The 15,600-nt window shown below is 52.4% G+C and carries 20 protein-coding genes; 14 read left to right on the top strand and 6 right to left on the bottom strand.

Annotation, left to right across the window (positions count from 1 at the left end):
• Window positions 1-31: 31 nt before the first annotated feature.
• From HRQ63_RS13115 to HRQ63_RS13145, 7 genes are all read left to right on the top strand, one after another.
• Window positions 32-517: an 8-oxo-dGTP diphosphatase gene (locus HRQ63_RS13115; RefSeq protein WP_172244363.1), complete on the top strand. Its 486-nt coding sequence runs from the start codon at window positions 32-34 to the stop codon at window positions 515-517.
• A gap of 29 nt (window positions 518-546) precedes the next feature.
• Window positions 547-999, top strand: a complete 453-nt coding sequence (locus HRQ63_RS13120; protein ID WP_172244365.1) for an NUDIX hydrolase — start codon at window positions 547-549, stop codon at window positions 997-999.
• A 36-nt stretch (window positions 1,000-1,035) separates the two neighbouring features.
• Entirely contained in the window at window positions 1,036-1,401 is a 366-nt protein-coding gene (locus HRQ63_RS13125) for a hypothetical protein (RefSeq protein WP_172244367.1), read from the top strand.
• Between the two features lie 59 nt (window positions 1,402-1,460).
• Complete coding sequence (locus HRQ63_RS13130; RefSeq protein ID WP_172244369.1) at window positions 1,461-2,405, top strand: GNAT family N-acetyltransferase; 945 nt, start codon at window positions 1,461-1,463, stop codon at window positions 2,403-2,405.
• Between the two features lie 197 nt (window positions 2,406-2,602).
• Window positions 2,603-4,873: a 5'-nucleotidase C-terminal domain-containing protein gene (locus tag HRQ63_RS13135; RefSeq protein WP_172244371.1), complete on the top strand. Its 2,271-nt coding sequence runs from the start codon at window positions 2,603-2,605 to the stop codon at window positions 4,871-4,873.
• Window positions 4,874-5,026: 153 nt separating this feature from the next.
• The gene (locus HRQ63_RS13140; protein ID WP_172243527.1) at window positions 5,027-5,200 is read left to right on the top strand and encodes a hypothetical protein; all 174 of its coding nucleotides are present in this window, start codon (window positions 5,027-5,029) and stop codon (window positions 5,198-5,200) included.
• Window positions 5,155-5,469 (top strand): hypothetical protein, encoded by a 315-nt coding sequence (locus HRQ63_RS13145; protein WP_037290876.1) that lies wholly within the window; start codon window positions 5,155-5,157, stop codon window positions 5,467-5,469. Before HRQ63_RS13140 ends, HRQ63_RS13145 begins: the two co-directional genes overlap by 46 nt.
• Window positions 5,470-5,648: 179 nt before the next feature.
• Here the strand turns inward: HRQ63_RS13145 and HRQ63_RS13150 are convergent, their stop codons facing one another.
• Window positions 5,649-6,197: a shikimate kinase gene (locus HRQ63_RS13150; protein WP_172244373.1), complete on the bottom strand. Its 549-nt coding sequence runs from the start codon at window positions 6,195-6,197 to the stop codon at window positions 5,649-5,651.
• A 110-nt stretch (window positions 6,198-6,307) separates the two neighbouring features.
• On the opposite strand from HRQ63_RS13150, the gene HRQ63_RS13155 reads away from it, so the two are divergent.
• The gene (locus HRQ63_RS13155) at window positions 6,308-6,481 is read left to right on the top strand and encodes a hypothetical protein (protein WP_172244375.1); all 174 of its coding nucleotides are present in this window, start codon (window positions 6,308-6,310) and stop codon (window positions 6,479-6,481) included.
• Complete coding sequence (locus HRQ63_RS13160; protein ID WP_172244377.1) at window positions 6,482-6,871, top strand: RidA family protein; 390 nt, start codon at window positions 6,482-6,484, stop codon at window positions 6,869-6,871.
• A gap of 17 nt (window positions 6,872-6,888) precedes the next feature.
• Here HRQ63_RS13160 and HRQ63_RS13165 read toward each other — a convergent pair whose 3' ends face one another.
• Complete coding sequence (locus HRQ63_RS13165) at window positions 6,889-7,548, bottom strand: hypothetical protein (RefSeq protein ID WP_172244379.1); 660 nt, start codon at window positions 7,546-7,548, stop codon at window positions 6,889-6,891.
• A 201-nt stretch (window positions 7,549-7,749) separates the two neighbouring features.
• Window positions 7,750-9,969 (bottom strand): bifunctional alpha,alpha-trehalose-phosphate synthase (UDP-forming)/trehalose-phosphatase, encoded by a 2,220-nt coding sequence (locus HRQ63_RS13170; RefSeq protein ID WP_172244381.1) that lies wholly within the window; start codon window positions 9,967-9,969, stop codon window positions 7,750-7,752.
• Window positions 9,970-10,217: 248 nt separating this feature from the next.
• Here HRQ63_RS13170 and HRQ63_RS13175 point away from each other — a divergent pair, with 248 nt between their 5' ends.
• Window positions 10,218-10,814: a hypothetical protein gene (locus HRQ63_RS13175; protein ID WP_172244383.1), complete on the top strand. Its 597-nt coding sequence runs from the start codon at window positions 10,218-10,220 to the stop codon at window positions 10,812-10,814.
• 26 nt (window positions 10,815-10,840) lie between these two features.
• Complete coding sequence (locus tag HRQ63_RS13180; RefSeq protein ID WP_172244385.1) at window positions 10,841-11,344, top strand: GNAT family N-acetyltransferase; 504 nt, start codon at window positions 10,841-10,843, stop codon at window positions 11,342-11,344.
• A 265-nt stretch (window positions 11,345-11,609) separates the two neighbouring features.
• Here HRQ63_RS13180 and HRQ63_RS13185 read toward each other — a convergent pair whose 3' ends face one another.
• Both HRQ63_RS13185 and HRQ63_RS13190 read right to left on the bottom strand, forming a co-directional pair.
• Window positions 11,610-12,092: a nucleoside deaminase gene (locus HRQ63_RS13185; protein WP_172244387.1), complete on the bottom strand. Its 483-nt coding sequence runs from the start codon at window positions 12,090-12,092 to the stop codon at window positions 11,610-11,612.
• Window positions 12,089-12,970, bottom strand: a complete 882-nt coding sequence (locus HRQ63_RS13190; protein WP_172244389.1) for an EamA family transporter — start codon at window positions 12,968-12,970, stop codon at window positions 12,089-12,091. Before HRQ63_RS13190 ends, HRQ63_RS13185 begins: the two co-directional genes overlap by 4 nt.
• A 322-nt stretch (window positions 12,971-13,292) precedes the next feature.
• On the opposite strand from HRQ63_RS13190, the gene HRQ63_RS13195 reads away from it, so the two are divergent.
• From HRQ63_RS13195 to HRQ63_RS13205, 3 genes are all read left to right on the top strand, one after another.
• Window positions 13,293-13,724, top strand: coding sequence for a hypothetical protein (locus HRQ63_RS13195; protein ID WP_172244391.1), 432 nt, complete (start codon window positions 13,293-13,295; stop codon window positions 13,722-13,724).
• Between the two features lie 40 nt (window positions 13,725-13,764).
• Window positions 13,765-14,088: a DUF3024 domain-containing protein gene (locus HRQ63_RS25920; RefSeq protein WP_229714181.1), complete on the top strand. Its 324-nt coding sequence runs from the start codon at window positions 13,765-13,767 to the stop codon at window positions 14,086-14,088.
• 76 nt (window positions 14,089-14,164) lie between these two features.
• Window positions 14,165-14,539, top strand: a complete 375-nt coding sequence (locus HRQ63_RS13205; RefSeq protein WP_172244393.1) for a hypothetical protein — start codon at window positions 14,165-14,167, stop codon at window positions 14,537-14,539.
• A gap of 293 nt (window positions 14,540-14,832) precedes the next feature.
• Here the strand turns inward: HRQ63_RS13205 and HRQ63_RS13210 are convergent, their stop codons facing one another.
• Complete coding sequence (locus HRQ63_RS13210) at window positions 14,833-15,393, bottom strand: GbsR/MarR family transcriptional regulator (protein ID WP_229714182.1); 561 nt, start codon at window positions 15,391-15,393, stop codon at window positions 14,833-14,835.
• Between the last annotated feature and the right edge of the window lie 207 nt (window positions 15,394-15,600).

The following is a 15,600-nucleotide window of genomic DNA, read 5'->3' on the forward strand; positions in this document are numbered from 1 at the left end:
AGTAACTGCAATGGAAAGAAGGATCGGAATCATGTCTGCGGTACAAACCGAGTTGAAAGTTGCTCTGTATACGATGTGTCTGGTACGAGATGGGGATCGCTTGCTGCTGATGAACCGCCCGGCCGAGAAAGGCTTTCCGGGCTGGATCGCGCCGGGCGGCAAAGTGGATTTCCCCGAAAGCTTGACCGAAGGCGCGGCGCGCGAAGTGTTGGAAGAGACCGGCTTGACCGTGCGCAATCTGATTTACAAAGGGCTGGACGAATTTGTCGATCCCGAGCGGAATTTCCGGTACATGGTGTTCAACTACGTGGCGGAAGAATTTGAAGGCGAGCTGCTGGAAAACCCTCCCGAAGGCGAGTTGAAATGGATTCCGATCAACGAAGCGGCAACCTATCCGATGCAGGATTGGTTCAAGCGTCGTTTGTCGTTCTTTTTCGAGGAAGGGACATTCGAAGTCTATGCTATTTACGATCAGGAGACGGATACGACGTTGAAAGAGACGGTGAAACGAACATAAGCATCGAAAACGGGGAAAAGGGTGGGACAATGGGATACATCATGGAACTGCGCGAACTTGTCGGCAGCAGACCGTTAATCATGGCCGGCGCGTGCGTGATCGTTGAGCTGAACGGAGCCATTTTGCTGCAAAAAAGAACGGACAACGGCTTCTGGGGACTCCCGGGCGGAGCGCTCGAACCCGGCGAGACGCTGGAACAGGTAGCGCGCCGCGAGCTGTTTGAAGAAACGGGACTCACGGCCGGGAAGTTGGAGCTGCTGGAGATTTTTTCGGGCGAAGAACTGTATTACCGTTATCCGAACGGGGATGAAGTACATAACGTGATCGCGGCTTATTGCTGTCGGGACGCTCAAGGACAAGCTTACGCGGACGGGGAAGAAGGCTCGGAGCTGCGATTTTTCCCCGTTGACCAACTGCCGCCCGTGCATGAATGGAATCCGGCCGATCGCCCTGCTCTGAATACGTACCTGAGCAGGATATAAAGCATCGAAGAATACGCAAAATAGGGAGGACTGCCCATGAATCCGCACGAGAATAAACGTCTTCAGCTTGCTTTGACGGTGTTATATCCTGTGCTGATCGGAGTGTTCTTCATATGGATGCAATCCGCATTCTGGCTGCTGGCGGTCGTGACGATGCTGGTCTACTGCGCGCTGTGGAAAAATATCGGCTTCGTGATGCTGTCGAATGGGCTGCTGCTCGCATTATCGATTGGCTTGTGGGTGACGGAGGTCGATTATATGCAGATGGGCAGCGTGCGGGAGACTCGGTCCTGGCTGCCGTTTGCCTACATCTTGTACGGCGCGTTCTGCTTGATCCCGTCCATGCTGCTGGTTCCTTTGCGAAATCTGCTGATCAAAAAAGATCGGCAGCGCCATTTATAATCGAAGGAGAGGAGTATCTTGTCAACTCTTACCTTTAGCGTTGACAATGTAACAATACGATGGGATATACGTTACAAGGATTTATCGGTCCGGCCCCTGTGCTGAAAACGTTGGGCATCCGCTTCCGGACGGCGAAGGTCGTTTCTTTATCGGGTGAACTGGCGCTTGTTGCGTTGGACGATGCTTTGCAAGACGAGATCAATCAGGACTCGGATCAGTTGATAGAACCGTGGGATATTTTTACGGAAAAGATCGAGTCGGCAGGCCGCGAATTGTCCCGACACGGAATCGTGGCTTACGTGGAAGCCGATTATTTCGGAGGTACGGGCGATCAATCTTGCGTGGTATGGGAAAAGGGACAAGAATTACTGCGGGAAACACGATCGGCAAAGGCCATCAATCATGCGTTAAAGCTGCTCGGTGTCGTCTGTTCGGAAGATGCTGTCGATGAGTTCGATACGGTTCATCTCGGGCGGCATCGTAGCGTAGAAAGTTGGGCGGAAGATCAGGAGCATGCGCGGCCGACTTTGCAGATCAGTCCGGTTAGGGAGAATCAAGAACGATTGGCTGAAGCCGCAGACTACTTTTGGAGCCGTTGGGGCGACGAATCGACGTTCGACTTTTACCGGGATTGCATGGAACGTTCTTGCGATACCGATGCCGATCTGCCGCGATTTTATCTGTTGACAGAAGGTGAAAAAGGTTCGATCGCCGGAGGTTATGCCCTGCTGCGCAGCGACTTGAACAGCAGGCAGGATCTGTGTCCGTGGCTGGCTTGCCTGTATGTCGAACCTCGTTGGCGGAGCCTGCGTTTGGGTAGTATGCTGCTTGACCATGCGGCTGGCGAGGCACAAGCCAAAGGCTACGACAGCCTGTATCTGTGTACCGATCTTGAAGGGTATTACGAGCGGTACGGCTGGAGCTGCATTGGAAAAGGGTACGGGATCGACGGTGCGGAAACGAAGATTTATCGGCTGCGACCGGTCAAAAACGGGATACAATGAGGCATTCGGCCCAATCCTGAACAAAGGAGTTTTCCGATTATCCTTTCATTCAAAGGATGTGACAGGAAAACTCCTTTTCTTGTTAGGTATATCTGCCTTTTTTACAAACTTAGCGTTTACATTTCACAATTGTTTCACTAGTATTAAATCTGATGCCATATTTCTTTACACCATACATAACAGGGGGAGTTTGTTACATGCGCGAATTTTCGAAAAAACGTTTCGCGGGAGGAGCCTTAACCTTCTTTTTGGGAGCTTCGATATGGTTTGCTCCTTTTGCTTCCGCTCGCGCCGAAGCAGAAGAACCGGTTAAATCCGCGGAGTCGGCTAGTGAAACCCAAATTACGCTGCTCGGCACATCAGATATTCACGGCCGATTCATGCCTTGGGATTACGCGTTGGACGGACCCAATCCGACCGGAAGCATGACGCAGCTGTACACGATCGTCAAAAAAGTCCGCGCGGAAAATCCGAATACGATTTTGCTGGACGCCGGCGATATGATTCAGGACAACTCGGCCGAACTGTTCAACGACCAACCTCAATCTCCGATGATGGTGGCGATGAACGAAATGAACTATGACGCCTGGGTCATGGGCAACCATGAATTCAACTTCGGCTTGGACGTGTTGGAGAAAATCTCTTCCCAGTTCAACGGGCAGCCCCTCGTCGGCAATATTTTCAAAGAAAACGGCGACCGCTACATGCCTGCGTATACGATTATCGAAAAAGACGGAATCAAAGTCGGCGTGATCGGAATGAACACGCCGATGATTACCGAGTTCGAGAAAGGCACCGACCATCTGGACGGCGTGATCGTGAAAGACCCTGTCGAAGAAACGAAAAAAGCGGTCGCCGAGTTGAAAGGCAAAGTAGACGTGATGGTCGGGCTTATGCATATGGGTTTGGATAACGAGAACGGGAATCCGGGAACCGGAGTCACCGATATCGCCAACGCCAACCCGGAGCTTGCAGCGATCTTCGCCGGGCATATGCATACGTTGATCGAGTCCCAGACGGTAAACGGCGTGCTGATCTCCGAGCCGAACAAATACGGATCGCATATCTCGCGAATCGACCTGACTTTCGAGAAAAAGGGCGACCGCGTCGTGTTGAAAAGCAAAGAAGCGCAAGCCCTGGCCGTAAAAGCGGCAGACGGCAGTTACGAGGTGTCGGACGCGGAGTTGGAAAAAACGCTGCATCCGTTCCATGAGTTCGCCCGCGCGGACGCCAATATCGAAGTCGCGGAATTGAAAGGAACCGATCTGGTGCCTGACGACGAGATCAAAGGCATTCCTGCCGTACAGGTTCAAGAAACGCCGTTATCCGATTTCTTCACCGAAGTCATGATCCACTACAGCGATGCGGACGTGGTCGCGCACCAGATCGATAACGACAAAGCCAAGTTGGACATCGGGCCGATCAAGAAAAAAGACATCGCGTTCAACTACCAATACACGTTCGGCGAAGTTACGGTGTATGAAGTCACGGGACAGGATCTCAAAGACTATATGGAATGGTCGGCAGGCTACTTCAACTCGGCGCGTCCCGGAGACGTGACGGTCAGCTTCGATCCGAAACGACGGGCTTCCAAGTACAGCACCAACGATTTCTTCGGAGGCGTTACTTACGAGATCGATCTTACCCGGCCTTACGGCAGCCGGATCGTCAATCTCAAGTACAAGAACGGCGATGCGGTCGAAAAACAAGACACGCTCAAGCTCGGCATGAACGCTTACCGGATGGAAGCATTGATCGCGAAAGGCGGACCGCTGGAAGGGCGCGAATTCAAGCAGCTTTGGTCTTCCAAAGACGCTTCGGCGTTCGGGGAGATTCAAGGCACGATCCGCAATCTGTCTATCGCTTACCTCCAAGAAGAAAAGAACGGCGTATACGAGCCGACGCTTCAAAACAACTGGAAAATCACCGGCGTCGACTTCGATGCGCCGGAGCGCGCGGATGTCGTGGAACTGATTAATGAAGGCATCCTGTCCGTTCCGACTGCCGAAGACGGCAAATACACCAATATTGCGTCGATCAATATCCGGGATGCCGTTACTCAAGAAGAAGTCAAAGCGTTATCCGCCAAAGCAAACGTGGATGCGGCTCAATTTTCCGGCGTGAAAAACAAAGGCGAATTTTACCGGGAATTAAACGCGGCCCGCAAACCGGCGGCAGGCGAGACAAAACCGCTGCCGGAAAAACCCGTGGTTCCTGCGCAGCCTAGACCGCAGCCGGTACCGTCCAAGCCGGCAGCCGGGAAAGACACTACCGTTCAACGGGCCAAAGTTACCGCAGATTACTTGAATGTTCGGACTGCTCCTTCCTCCAAGGCCAATATCATCAAAGCCGTACCGAAAGGCACGATGCTTGAAGTGATCGGCCAAGAGAAATCCGGCTGGCTGAAAGTCAAACTGGATGGACGGACCGCTTACGTGTACGCGAAATACGTGAGTTTGTCGAAATAATCAGCCGTTCAAGCACGTCGGATCAAGAAGACCCTCTGCTCAGGCAAAGGGTCTTCTTTTGCGTTGACCGCATCGACTCAAGCCGAAGATGCCATTATTTTCTCGCGATGGTATGATCGTATTTAGAAGTCCTATCCAAAAGGAGGAATTCCTATGCCTTGGCCCATGGTTCACCTGGCCGTCGCAGCGGTCATCATGCCCGAACCTTCCGCCGAGCTGCTGCTGGGAAGCCTGGCGCCGGATGCCGTACATGTACGCAGGAGCAAAGGAGGTTTAGCCCAATGGATTCGTCGAATGACCTCGATACGGAAGAACCCGCATTTTTGAAAATCGATAAAGCCTATACGCCGTTCCTGCTTAAAGCCATCGAAGCCGTGAAGCGCACGAATTGGGTGAACAGCTACGACTTGAACCGCGTTCATATCTCCATGCGCAAAGACCGTTATCAAGGCCGGGATTGCATCGTCGTGCGTTTCTATGCGGCGGACCTGACGAATGCCAATTGGATGGAGGTTACGTCTGCCGATATCGGAGGGGCGCACGTCTACATGGAAGCAGCCGGACGAGCAGTTTTACATATTGCAATCGAACATTGACCAAGGTTTTTAGATAAAAGGGGATTTATGTGCGTTTGGGCGCGATTGCTGGCTGATCGAGAAAAACCGCCCGAACGGTCGAACAAGCTGATTATTCGGAACGAACCGCGCGATAAGGATAGCGGCAACACAAAAAAAGCGGCACTGCGCGTAAAATTGCGCGGTTCCGCTCTTTTGGATCAAGCTTCGTTTTCCCAACTTGCCCGAATCTGTTCGACCATAATCGTTGCAATCTGTTCGGGGGTCAGCGTATCGACAGCCACGGTCCGATGATTATCGGCGTAAATCCGTTTCCGGCTGTTGAACAGTTCTTCGATCTCTTCCAGCGAACGGCTTTGCAGAATCGGACGGGTATCGATCAAGTCTTCAAAACGTTCTTTCCACGATTCCCAGGTCAAATCCAGATGGTACACGATGCCGTTGTCGAGGCAGGCGCTGCGGATCTCGTCTTGCATAAATGACCCGCCGCCGAGCGAGACGACCTTCTCGCGCGATTCGCGGCACAGTTCGACGATGTAGTCTTTTTCCATCTGCCGAAAAGCGGGTTCGCCCATCGACTTGAAAATTTCCGTGACAGGCATGCCGTGTTTGCGTTCGATCTCTTGGTCGGCATCAAGGAAATCGCGGTCGAGTTTTTCTGCCAGCAGTTGGCCGATCGTCGTTTTGCCTGCGCCCATGAAGCCGATCAGGATGATGTTTTTTTGATTGAGCGGAATGTTGTTGTTCATGATCAGTATCACCGTACTCCTTTGCCGCTTTACATGAAATAAGTATACTCATTATAAATTGTAGATCGTTGGCGAGCAAGGAGTAACAAGTAGAGTGGAGGTAAGCTTTTATGGCCAAAGAAATCGAAGCGCGTCTGAAAAGTCTGGGGATCGAACTGCCGGAAGGAAGCCTGCCTGCTGCGGCTTATGCCAATGCGGTTACCGTGAATGGTCTGATGTTCGGGGCGGTATCGGTACGCGATAATTTGCCGATTATCGTGAATTCGATTTTCGAGGTGGAGTAGATGGAACGCAAAAGATACGAAACAGGTTCCCCTTGGGAGCCGATAGTGGGCTATAGCCGGGCAGTACGTGTAGGGAATATCGTGGAAGTCGCGGGAACGACCGCGATGAAGGACGGGCAGGTGGTCGGCGTCGGCGATCCTTACGTGCAGACGGCGGAAATTCTCAAAACGATCGAGGAAGCGTTGACGCATGTCGGAGCCAAACTGGAACATGTCGTGCGCACCCGCATGTTCGTGACCGACATCTCGCAATGGGAAGAAATCGGCCGCGCCCACGGCGAAGTCTTCCGCGATATTCGGCCCGTGGCGACGATGGTCGAGGTCAAAGCGCTGATCGATCCAGATCTATTGGTGGAGATCGAGGTTCAGGCGATTGTGCCGGAGGACTGAGCATTTGCCGCATGGGTTCATTCCAAATCATACTTGTCAAAAATCTGCGTCATTAATCGATGGTGCGTCGGGTCGCCCGAGGTTCGATCCGTCTTGTTCATATTAAAAGTTCCGTTGCTCATGTTAATGACGCTGTAGCCGCCCTGCCCGTTATCGGACAAGAATACGATATACCGTTCTCCGTACTGAAGTTCCCGATAGTTAGCGATCGAGAAAAGGGCTTTGGAACCCTGCATGTTGTTGGCAAAAGCGATCGGTTCATAGAAGCTGACTTGTCCGTTTTGAACAACCTCCCCGGGATCTTTCAGTACGGTCTCGACCGCAAATTCGGTGAGGGTCGCGAAATCCTGCATGACTCCGTCTTCATAACGGCTTGTCGTATTTTCGCGTTCTTCAAAAGGAAGAACGAGCGTGCCGACCGCGATAATATCCGAGTGCTCCTCTAAAGCGTCGAGTTCGGCGAAGCCGATATAGCTGGCATCACGATTGAATTTCGGAAATCCGTACTGGACGATTTGCTTTTCTTTGATCAATGGGTCAGGTACAGAGGTCGCGGATTCGATGTTCGTTGATTGAAAAGGTAGGCTTCCTGTTACGAAGTACCGCACTCCGACAATCGCGAATACGCACGCAATCAACCCGGATAAGATTGCGTACGCAGCTTTTTTTCGATTCATGATGCAGTTCTCCTTTCTGCAAAGGTACATACAACATCCATTGAAATAATTCCTTTTTATTCTAATATTTAATTAATATGGAATCCAGTCGTGGCTTTAATATTTTATGCCCCTTCAGTATGAAGTCGAATAGAAAAAAGGAGTTCGCGCCATATGCGGCGCGAACTCCTTTTCACGTTTTAAACGATAATTACATTTATTTTAACGCTTTGCCTGCTCTTCCGCGACTTCGCCGGATACTTGCGTGAAGCGTCCCAACAGTGCGCGGATATCGCTCGAAGATTTCAGGCGGTACCGGGCCGCCGTCACTTCTTTGCCGATCTTCACGGAATACGCGTCTTCCGGCAGCGCCGCGAACATGTCTTCGTCCGTCCGGTCGTCGCCGGCGCCGAACACGAAGTCGAAATGTCCTTGACTGAGAACCAGATGCGCACCGTGGCCTTTGTTGACGCGCGTGTCTTTCACTTCGATGACTTTGTTGCCGTCCAATACGCCGACGGTCATCGATTGGGTGATCGACATCAGCGCTTCTTTGAGCTCATTGCGCTTCACGGCCGCGATATCCGGTTCGGACTGACGGTAGTGCCAAGCGATCGAGTAATCTTTTTCTTCGATCAGCGAGCCCGGCGTCCGGTCGGTGTAAGTCTCCATGATCGGACGGATCGATTCTTTCCACTCGTTGTCGATATTGAGCGTCATCGTCCATTCGCCGCCCGCCGGACGGAACCATAGGCCGTGCGCGGCGACGATGCTGAGGTTCAGATCGCCCAACCACTTTTCCGCCGTGAAGCGGTCGCGTCCGGTGATGATGACGACCGTGTTTTTCGGATCTTCGGTCAGCGTGGTCAACAGCTGCTTGAGTTCGCGGTCCGGACGCGCTTGATCCGGCGTCGGCTTGAAGCCGACGAGCGTGCCGTCGTAATCCAGGAACAGCACGCGCTTCTCCGCGGTCCGATACGCCAAGTCGAGTTCCGATGAAGCGGAGGTCAGGCGGTCCAGCGGTTCGGTATGGATCTTCTCCTCCGGCGAACCTTGCAGCGTGTTCAAGAATTCTTCCGCCCAGAACTTGACGTTGTAGCGGGAGATGCGGCGATGCATGTTTTTGTTGCGATCCATTTTGTCGTCTTCCGGCATCTCGAGCGCCATCTTGATCCCTGCGGCGATCGCTTCGTGATCGTTCGTGTTGACGATCACGGCTTCGCCGAGTTCGCTGGCGGCGCCGGCCGTTTCGCTCATGACGAGCATGCCTTTGTAGTCGTTGCGCGCCGCGACGTATTCTTTGGCGACCAGGTTCATGCCGTCGCGCAGCGGGGTGACGAGCAGCACGTCGCTGTGGCGATAGAAGGCGATGAGGTCATCTTGGGATACGGTGCGGAAAAAGAACCAGACCGGCATCCAGTTGAATGTACCGTATTCGCCGTTCACTTCGCTGACGAGCTCCTCGATCTCCCGCTTCAGATTGTCGTATTTTTCGATGCCGACGCGGGACGGGGCGATGATCAGGTTGAGACGTACCTTTTCCCGATATTCCGGATAATTGGCCAAAAAGGCTTTGAACGCTTTGATGCGGTCCGGAATGCCTTTGGTATAATCCAGACGGTCGACGGAAATAATGTTGCGCACGTCTTTCGTGCTTTTGATGAAGTCCATCGTTTCCTGCGACGCGTTTTCCCGGGTAGGCGTCTTCGCGAAGTAATCGTAGTCGATCCCCATCGGGAAAGCGTCGACTTGCACGATGTGCGACTCCAGCTGCATTTTATACAGACTGTGCTCGTGTCCCAGCAAACGGCGCACGCTGCTCAGGAAGTGGCGCACGTAATCGTACGTATGGAAGCCGATGAGATTCGCGCCCATCAATCCTTCGAGAATCTCGGTACGCCAGACCATTTGACGGTAAATTTCGTAGGAAGGGAACGGAATATGCAGGAAAAAGCCGATTTTGACATCAGGGTGCTTTTCCCGGATCATCTGCGGCAGCAGCATCAGTTGATAATCGTGAATCCAGATCGTGTCGCCTTCGTTGATCAGCGGATCGACGGATTCGAAGAACTTGCGGTTGACGCGTTTATACGCTTCCCACGTCTCGGCTTTGTATTCGACGGCGCTCGTGAAGTAGTGGAAAAGAGGCCAGATCGTTTCGTTGCAGAAGCCGTGGTAGTATTCTTCGACGTCGTCGGATGTGAGCGGCACGGACAGACATTTATAGTCTTTTTTCAGCGTGGACGCGATCGAAGACAATTCTTCCTCGCTCAGATCGTCCTGCGCGACGCCCGGCCAACCCGCCCAAACGGTATCGCCTTGTTCATGATAACTTTTAAGTCCGGTAGCCAGACCGCCTATGCTTTCTTTGTAGTCCAGGCCGGATTCGTTCTTGGAGACGGTGACGGGAAGACGGTTGGATACGAAAATCGTTTTACTCATAGGATGGACCAGCTCTCCTTCTCGGATAATAAATGTGGGATAAATAAACGCGTTGAAAAAATGAGTGAAAGAAATGCGTGGTTTTCAACAATTCCTCAGTTATTACCCGAAATGGGCCGTCGAGACGCAAATGCGTAAAGGATAGATCGAATAAGTGTCGCCATTGTGGAGTCTATAGAACTTTTTTCCAAAAACTTGCGTCTATAAAGAAGACTCTGCTTATCGATCGATTCGAAGGAGGGAAAAGGATGCGAAAAGCATGGAAACTTGCAATCGCTCTCACGCTTTTGTCGATGACGCTGTCGGTCGCTTTTCCGGTGCAAAAAGCCGCGGCTTGCAGCTGCTTGTTACCGGAAAACGCGGCGGAAGCCAAAGAAAGATCGGCTGCGACGTTTACGGGGACGGTCCAAAGCATCGGGGAATTCAAAAGCGATCGGAAAGAGGCTTATTATGCCGCAACCTTGAGCGTGAACGAGAGCTGGAAAGGCATGGACGAACCGGAAACGGTCGTATACACGAGCTGGAGCAGCTGCCAGTTCGATTTTGAGAAAGGGAAAACGTATCTGTTGTATCCGTATGAACATGACGGTCGATACGAAGTCACCAACTGCGGTCGATCCGGCGAAGTGATGCAGGCGAACGCGGATGTCATGAAGGATTTGCAGGAGCTTGGAGCAGGTATGAAATTCGAAGCTCCGCCGGATCGCGCGAACGCTGAAGAATCAGCCGCGGCGGAACCTGAACGCACAAGAGGGCTTTCCTGGCTTCCCGTCACGCTCGGAGGCGTCGCGCTGATCGTGATCGTCGTCGGAGGATGGATTGCCATTCGCGGCCGCAAAAATTAACAACAAGTATCATGAGGAGGATCAGCATGAAACGATTATCGACCGAATACCGGATTCGCGCTGCGGAAGAACAGGATATTCCTTTTTTATGGGACATGCTGTTCGAATCGCTGTACGTCAAAAAAGGCGAAAAGCCGTTCGAGCGCAGCATTCTGGAAGAGCCGTCCATGCGCAAGTATGTGGAGGGATGGGGACGCGAAGGCGACTTCGGCGTGATCGCCGAAACCCTGGACGGCGTGCCGCTCGGATCGGCGACGGCGCGGATTTTTCCGGAAAGCGACCGGGGTTACGGTTACGTGGCGCCGGACGTGCCGGAGTTGGGCATGGCGCTTACGGAAGCCAGCCGGGGAAAAGGAATCGGCAGCGCCTTGATGAGCTATTTGCTGGAAGGACTGCGGGAGCGAGGCGTGAAGCGGGCGTCGCTCAGCGTAGATCCGGATAACGCGGCTGCCGTAAAGCTGTATCGGCGTTTCGGATTCCGGGAAGCCGGGCGGGAAGGAACTTCGATGACGATGGTCGCGAATTTATGATCCGCAAACGAAAAATCCCTCCCCGCAGCGAGCGGCTTTTTGCCGCATCGTCTGCTTAGGGCGTGTCTTCAAACCTGCCAACGTGCATCTTTTACCGCCTTTTCGCGCTGCCTCGCGTCACTTTCCCTTGACGTGCCCCGGCACGCCTTCAGAAAAGTTCCTTATTCAGAACGAAAATTCGGCAAAATCTGCTTCCGTCGAGGTTTGAAGACACACCCTAGGAGAAATTTCAGTCTATCGCGTATCGTCGGCATGAAGCGAATGACTACTTGTTCCTGCGATACGCTTCAATCTGCAGAGCTTTGATCGAATCGGACAATTCTGGCGCGGGTCCGTCTACTTGCGCATCGCGAATCACATCCGGAATCGCTAAATTACGGACCGGCGACGGAGCGGCGCCGAGTTCCCGCATCCATTCCGACAATTGGGCCGAAGAACTCGCGTAAACGATCCTTCCTAATCCGACCCAGGCATGAGCCGCGGCGCACATGGGACAATGTTCGCCGGAGGTGTAGACGGTCGCTTGAGCGCGTTCGTCCGGCGTCATGTGTTCGGCGGCCCAACGCGCCAAAGCGAACTCCGGGTGCTGCGTCGGATCGCCGCCGGATACCCGGTTGTAGTCTTCTTTGCGCACGCGGCCTTCTTGGTCGACCAGCAAAGATCCGAAAGGATCGTTGCCGTCGGTCAATGCTTCCCGCGCAAGTTCCGCGCAGCGTTTCAAATGCTCCATGTCCTTTTCCGAAATCATGATCCCGTCTCCTCCTTCGGTTTAAAGCTTCCAAGCACGATACTGCATAAAATTGCGATGATCCCTAACCATTGATACCCGTTTACCGATTCGCCCAACACGATCGAAGACATCAAAACGGCGATGGGAAGTTCGGATGACGTCATGATCGAGCCCGTTCCCGGACCGATATGAGGCATTCCGATCGAATACAGCAGCGGCGGGAGCAGCACGCCGAAGATTCCGAGCACCAGGCCGTAAGGACTCAATGCGATAAGCACATCCGAGTCGAGCAAAAAGGTCGGCGGAAAGCAGGCAAACACGGTAATCGTGGCTCCGGTCGAAAGAAAGGCGCTTTTTAACACCGGCGAAGCGCTTTTCCCTACGGAACCGCTAAGCAGCAGGAACAAAGCAAAAGTCGAAGCCGCTAACAAGCCCCATAGCGCTCCCTGCCAAGGTACGGAGATTCCTTCTTGAGCAAACACGTCGGCCGCCAGCAGCGAGCCGAACATCAGGACCCCGATCAGGATGAGCTTGCGCGGGGTCGGCTTTTTCTTGAAGAACAACCATTCGTACAAGCTCCCGATCCAGATGAACTGAAACAGCAGCACGATCGCCAGCGAAGCGTTCAGCGTCTGCAGCGACATATAGTAAAAGATCCCCGTCAGGCCGAAAGGAATGCCGGACAACAAAAGCTTGAAGATGGTTTTCGGGTCAAGGCGTTTGTTTTTGATGAAGATCACGCCGATCCAACTTAACGCCGCCCCGAAAAAATACTGCGCTCCCGTGACTTCAGGCGAAGAAAAACCGGCACTGTAAGCCAACTTCACAAACGTGGAAAGAATACCGTAACAACAGCCGCCCAGAAAAACGATCAACGAATACTGCCAAGTTTTCATCAAAATCCTCCTTGAAATGAATGCAAAAAAGCCACACGAACGCCCAAAGGCATTCGTGTGGCGAAAATAGGGAAGCCTCCCTAGAAAAATCCACGACCGTTCAATTTTAGTATATCGTTTGCTTGCGGTATTCATTATAAAATCGAAGAATGGAAATTGTCAACGTCCGTAACCTTGTCACAAATCGGTGAACGTGCGCGAATCGTGCCGAGCGAAGTGGTATCCTGAAATATGAAGAAGAATTCGATAGTTAAAACGGAGGGTTTGCCATGACGCGATATGTGAACGAAAGTGATCGGCAATCGATCGAAAGAAGTCTGCGATGAGCGGCGCGCCGTTGATTCTCAGTCTTCGTCCGGGTCCGTTTGCGCGCTTGATCGAAGGGAACAAGCGGCACGAATTCCGGCGGCGTTTTCCGGATGAAGCGACCTCGGCCTTTTTGTATCTGGCTGCGCCGGTCTCGGCTGTCGCGGCTTACGCCGAATTCGGCCGTCCGATCATCGGAACGCCGGAAGAACTGGCCGCGATCGCGGAAAAAGACGAAGCCGGTTCCTATGCGGGTACGCTCGATTATTTCAAAGGCGTGTCGAAAGGATACGCGCTCCCGTTGCTGTCGCTGCGCGAGATCGAACCGATGCCGCTTACCGAACTTCGCGACACCTTCGGCTTCCGGCCGCCGCTTTCTTATCGTCGCGTAGAAGCCGGGTCTGCACTTGAGCATGAGTTGAACAAGAAGTTGGAGAACCAACCTTAAGCATACAGAGCAGAAACTGGAGAAGAGGGGCTTGCCGGTAATGGATGACTTTACGAAAAGACGGATCGAAAAGGTTATGCGGCATTATATGGAGAGTACCGCCGAAGAACAATTGCGCAATCGTCGGAGCATCGGCTATGCGCTCGAAGGCGACGAATTGACGCTGGTCGAACAGCGCCCCTCGAAAGACGGCGCGCGCTGGATCGAGCTGCCCGTCGCGCAATTCCGTTTGGACGCCGGAGGCTGGCGCGTGTACGGATTGGACAGCGGCGGACGCTGGCATCTCGTATCCGAGATCGCGGCAAGCGAGAATTTCGAGGCGCAGCTCGGTCGGGTAACCGCGAACGAATTGGGAATTTTTTAAGGAAAACCTTAAGGTTAATAGTTGACCGGTCGTATAGAAAAGAAGATTAAATTCAAGCAGAAAAGAGGACGATGTCATGAAGCACGCGGAAGAATTTCAAGAATTATGGGAAAGCCTGGTTCCCGACGGCGGCCAAGCGGCGACCGTTCAGGGGGAATTGATCCGTTCGGTCGGCCGTTTGCGCGACGAGGCCGAACGTAACGGAAATGCCAACTGGGATGAAGGATACGAGTTGTTTTGCGACTTTATCGAAATCACGTTCCGCCCCTTGAGAATGGCCGATCCGCATGCCAGAGAACGGATCGAAGTGATTCTTAACCGAATGCGGCAGCCGAATATCGCTTATCTGGATTATGCGTTGTTCGACGAATTGGAGGATTATGCCGTCGACTGGTGCAAAAGCCATCCTGAACCGATCCCGAAACCGAATGATCCGAGGCAATATCGCTAATTTTGATTATCACAACAAACCCAGGTAATAACGGCTTCCACTGGTTCGGAATACATACGGATATGCCGTTATTTGAGAAATTTGCGATAGATGCTTCGAATAAATGCGTATATACATTTATTCGGAGCGAAGCAGCAATGAACAGAAAAGGTAAGGTTTAAATAGATATACGCATTTACTTTACTCTGTAAAATAGCGAATAGAGCAAGCCGGGCAGAGGCCCGGCTTTTTCATGTCCCAAAAAGCTCTTATTCAAAATGAAGCGCTTCAACTTCCCATAACGAATAGGATTTTTACTTGCCCTCCGTAAAAAACTCATCCCCGCCTTGCAGCCGATCCACGAACCCTTGCAGCCATACGTAATACTGTTCCGCATGCCGCATCTTATGCAAATCCCGCAGCGCTTCCTCCCGTTCTTCAGCCAAAGTTTCCGCCGACAGCACGATTTCTGATAACTCGGGAGCCACTTCGCGAATGCTGCCCAACATCACATCCACTTCGCGCTGCAGCTTAGCCCCGAAGAAATTTCGGAAGGTGCGGAAAAAGTCGGTCTCGGCGACATACTGATCTTTGCGATCGCGTTTCTCGTCGAGTTTGTAAATCATCTGCGACTCGGTTAATGAACGCACGGCATAGCTCATATTGCTTTTGCTCATGTTCATGTAATCTTTCATTTCTTCCAGCGTCATCGGCCGATCTTCGAAATACATGATGCCGTAGAGCTGACCGAACGTATGGTTCACGCCGTACAGATCCATAGTTGTCGCGATAGATTCGATTACTTTCTTTCGCAGCTCACTTCGCTGTGGCGATACGGAAGCCGTGGGTATCGTCTCAATCCATTCCTTTTCCACAATGTCACCCCTGAACCGAAATTAGAACCGCTTAAGGCCGATTTATGCGTGCTCAACTTTTACAAGACTACCTGACGATTTTACATTAAGATAATCTGCGTTTTTCAATTCGATTGTACAATCATGTTTGTACGGATCGCAAGTGCAGACATCGAAACGCCAAAATCAAGCAGTCATCAAAAAAAATTGAACATAGAGGAGTTGGAG

The sequence above is a fragment of the Saccharibacillus endophyticus genome, assembly GCF_013185185.1.
Taxonomy (GTDB): domain Bacteria; phylum Bacillota; class Bacilli; order Paenibacillales; family Paenibacillaceae; genus Saccharibacillus; species Saccharibacillus endophyticus.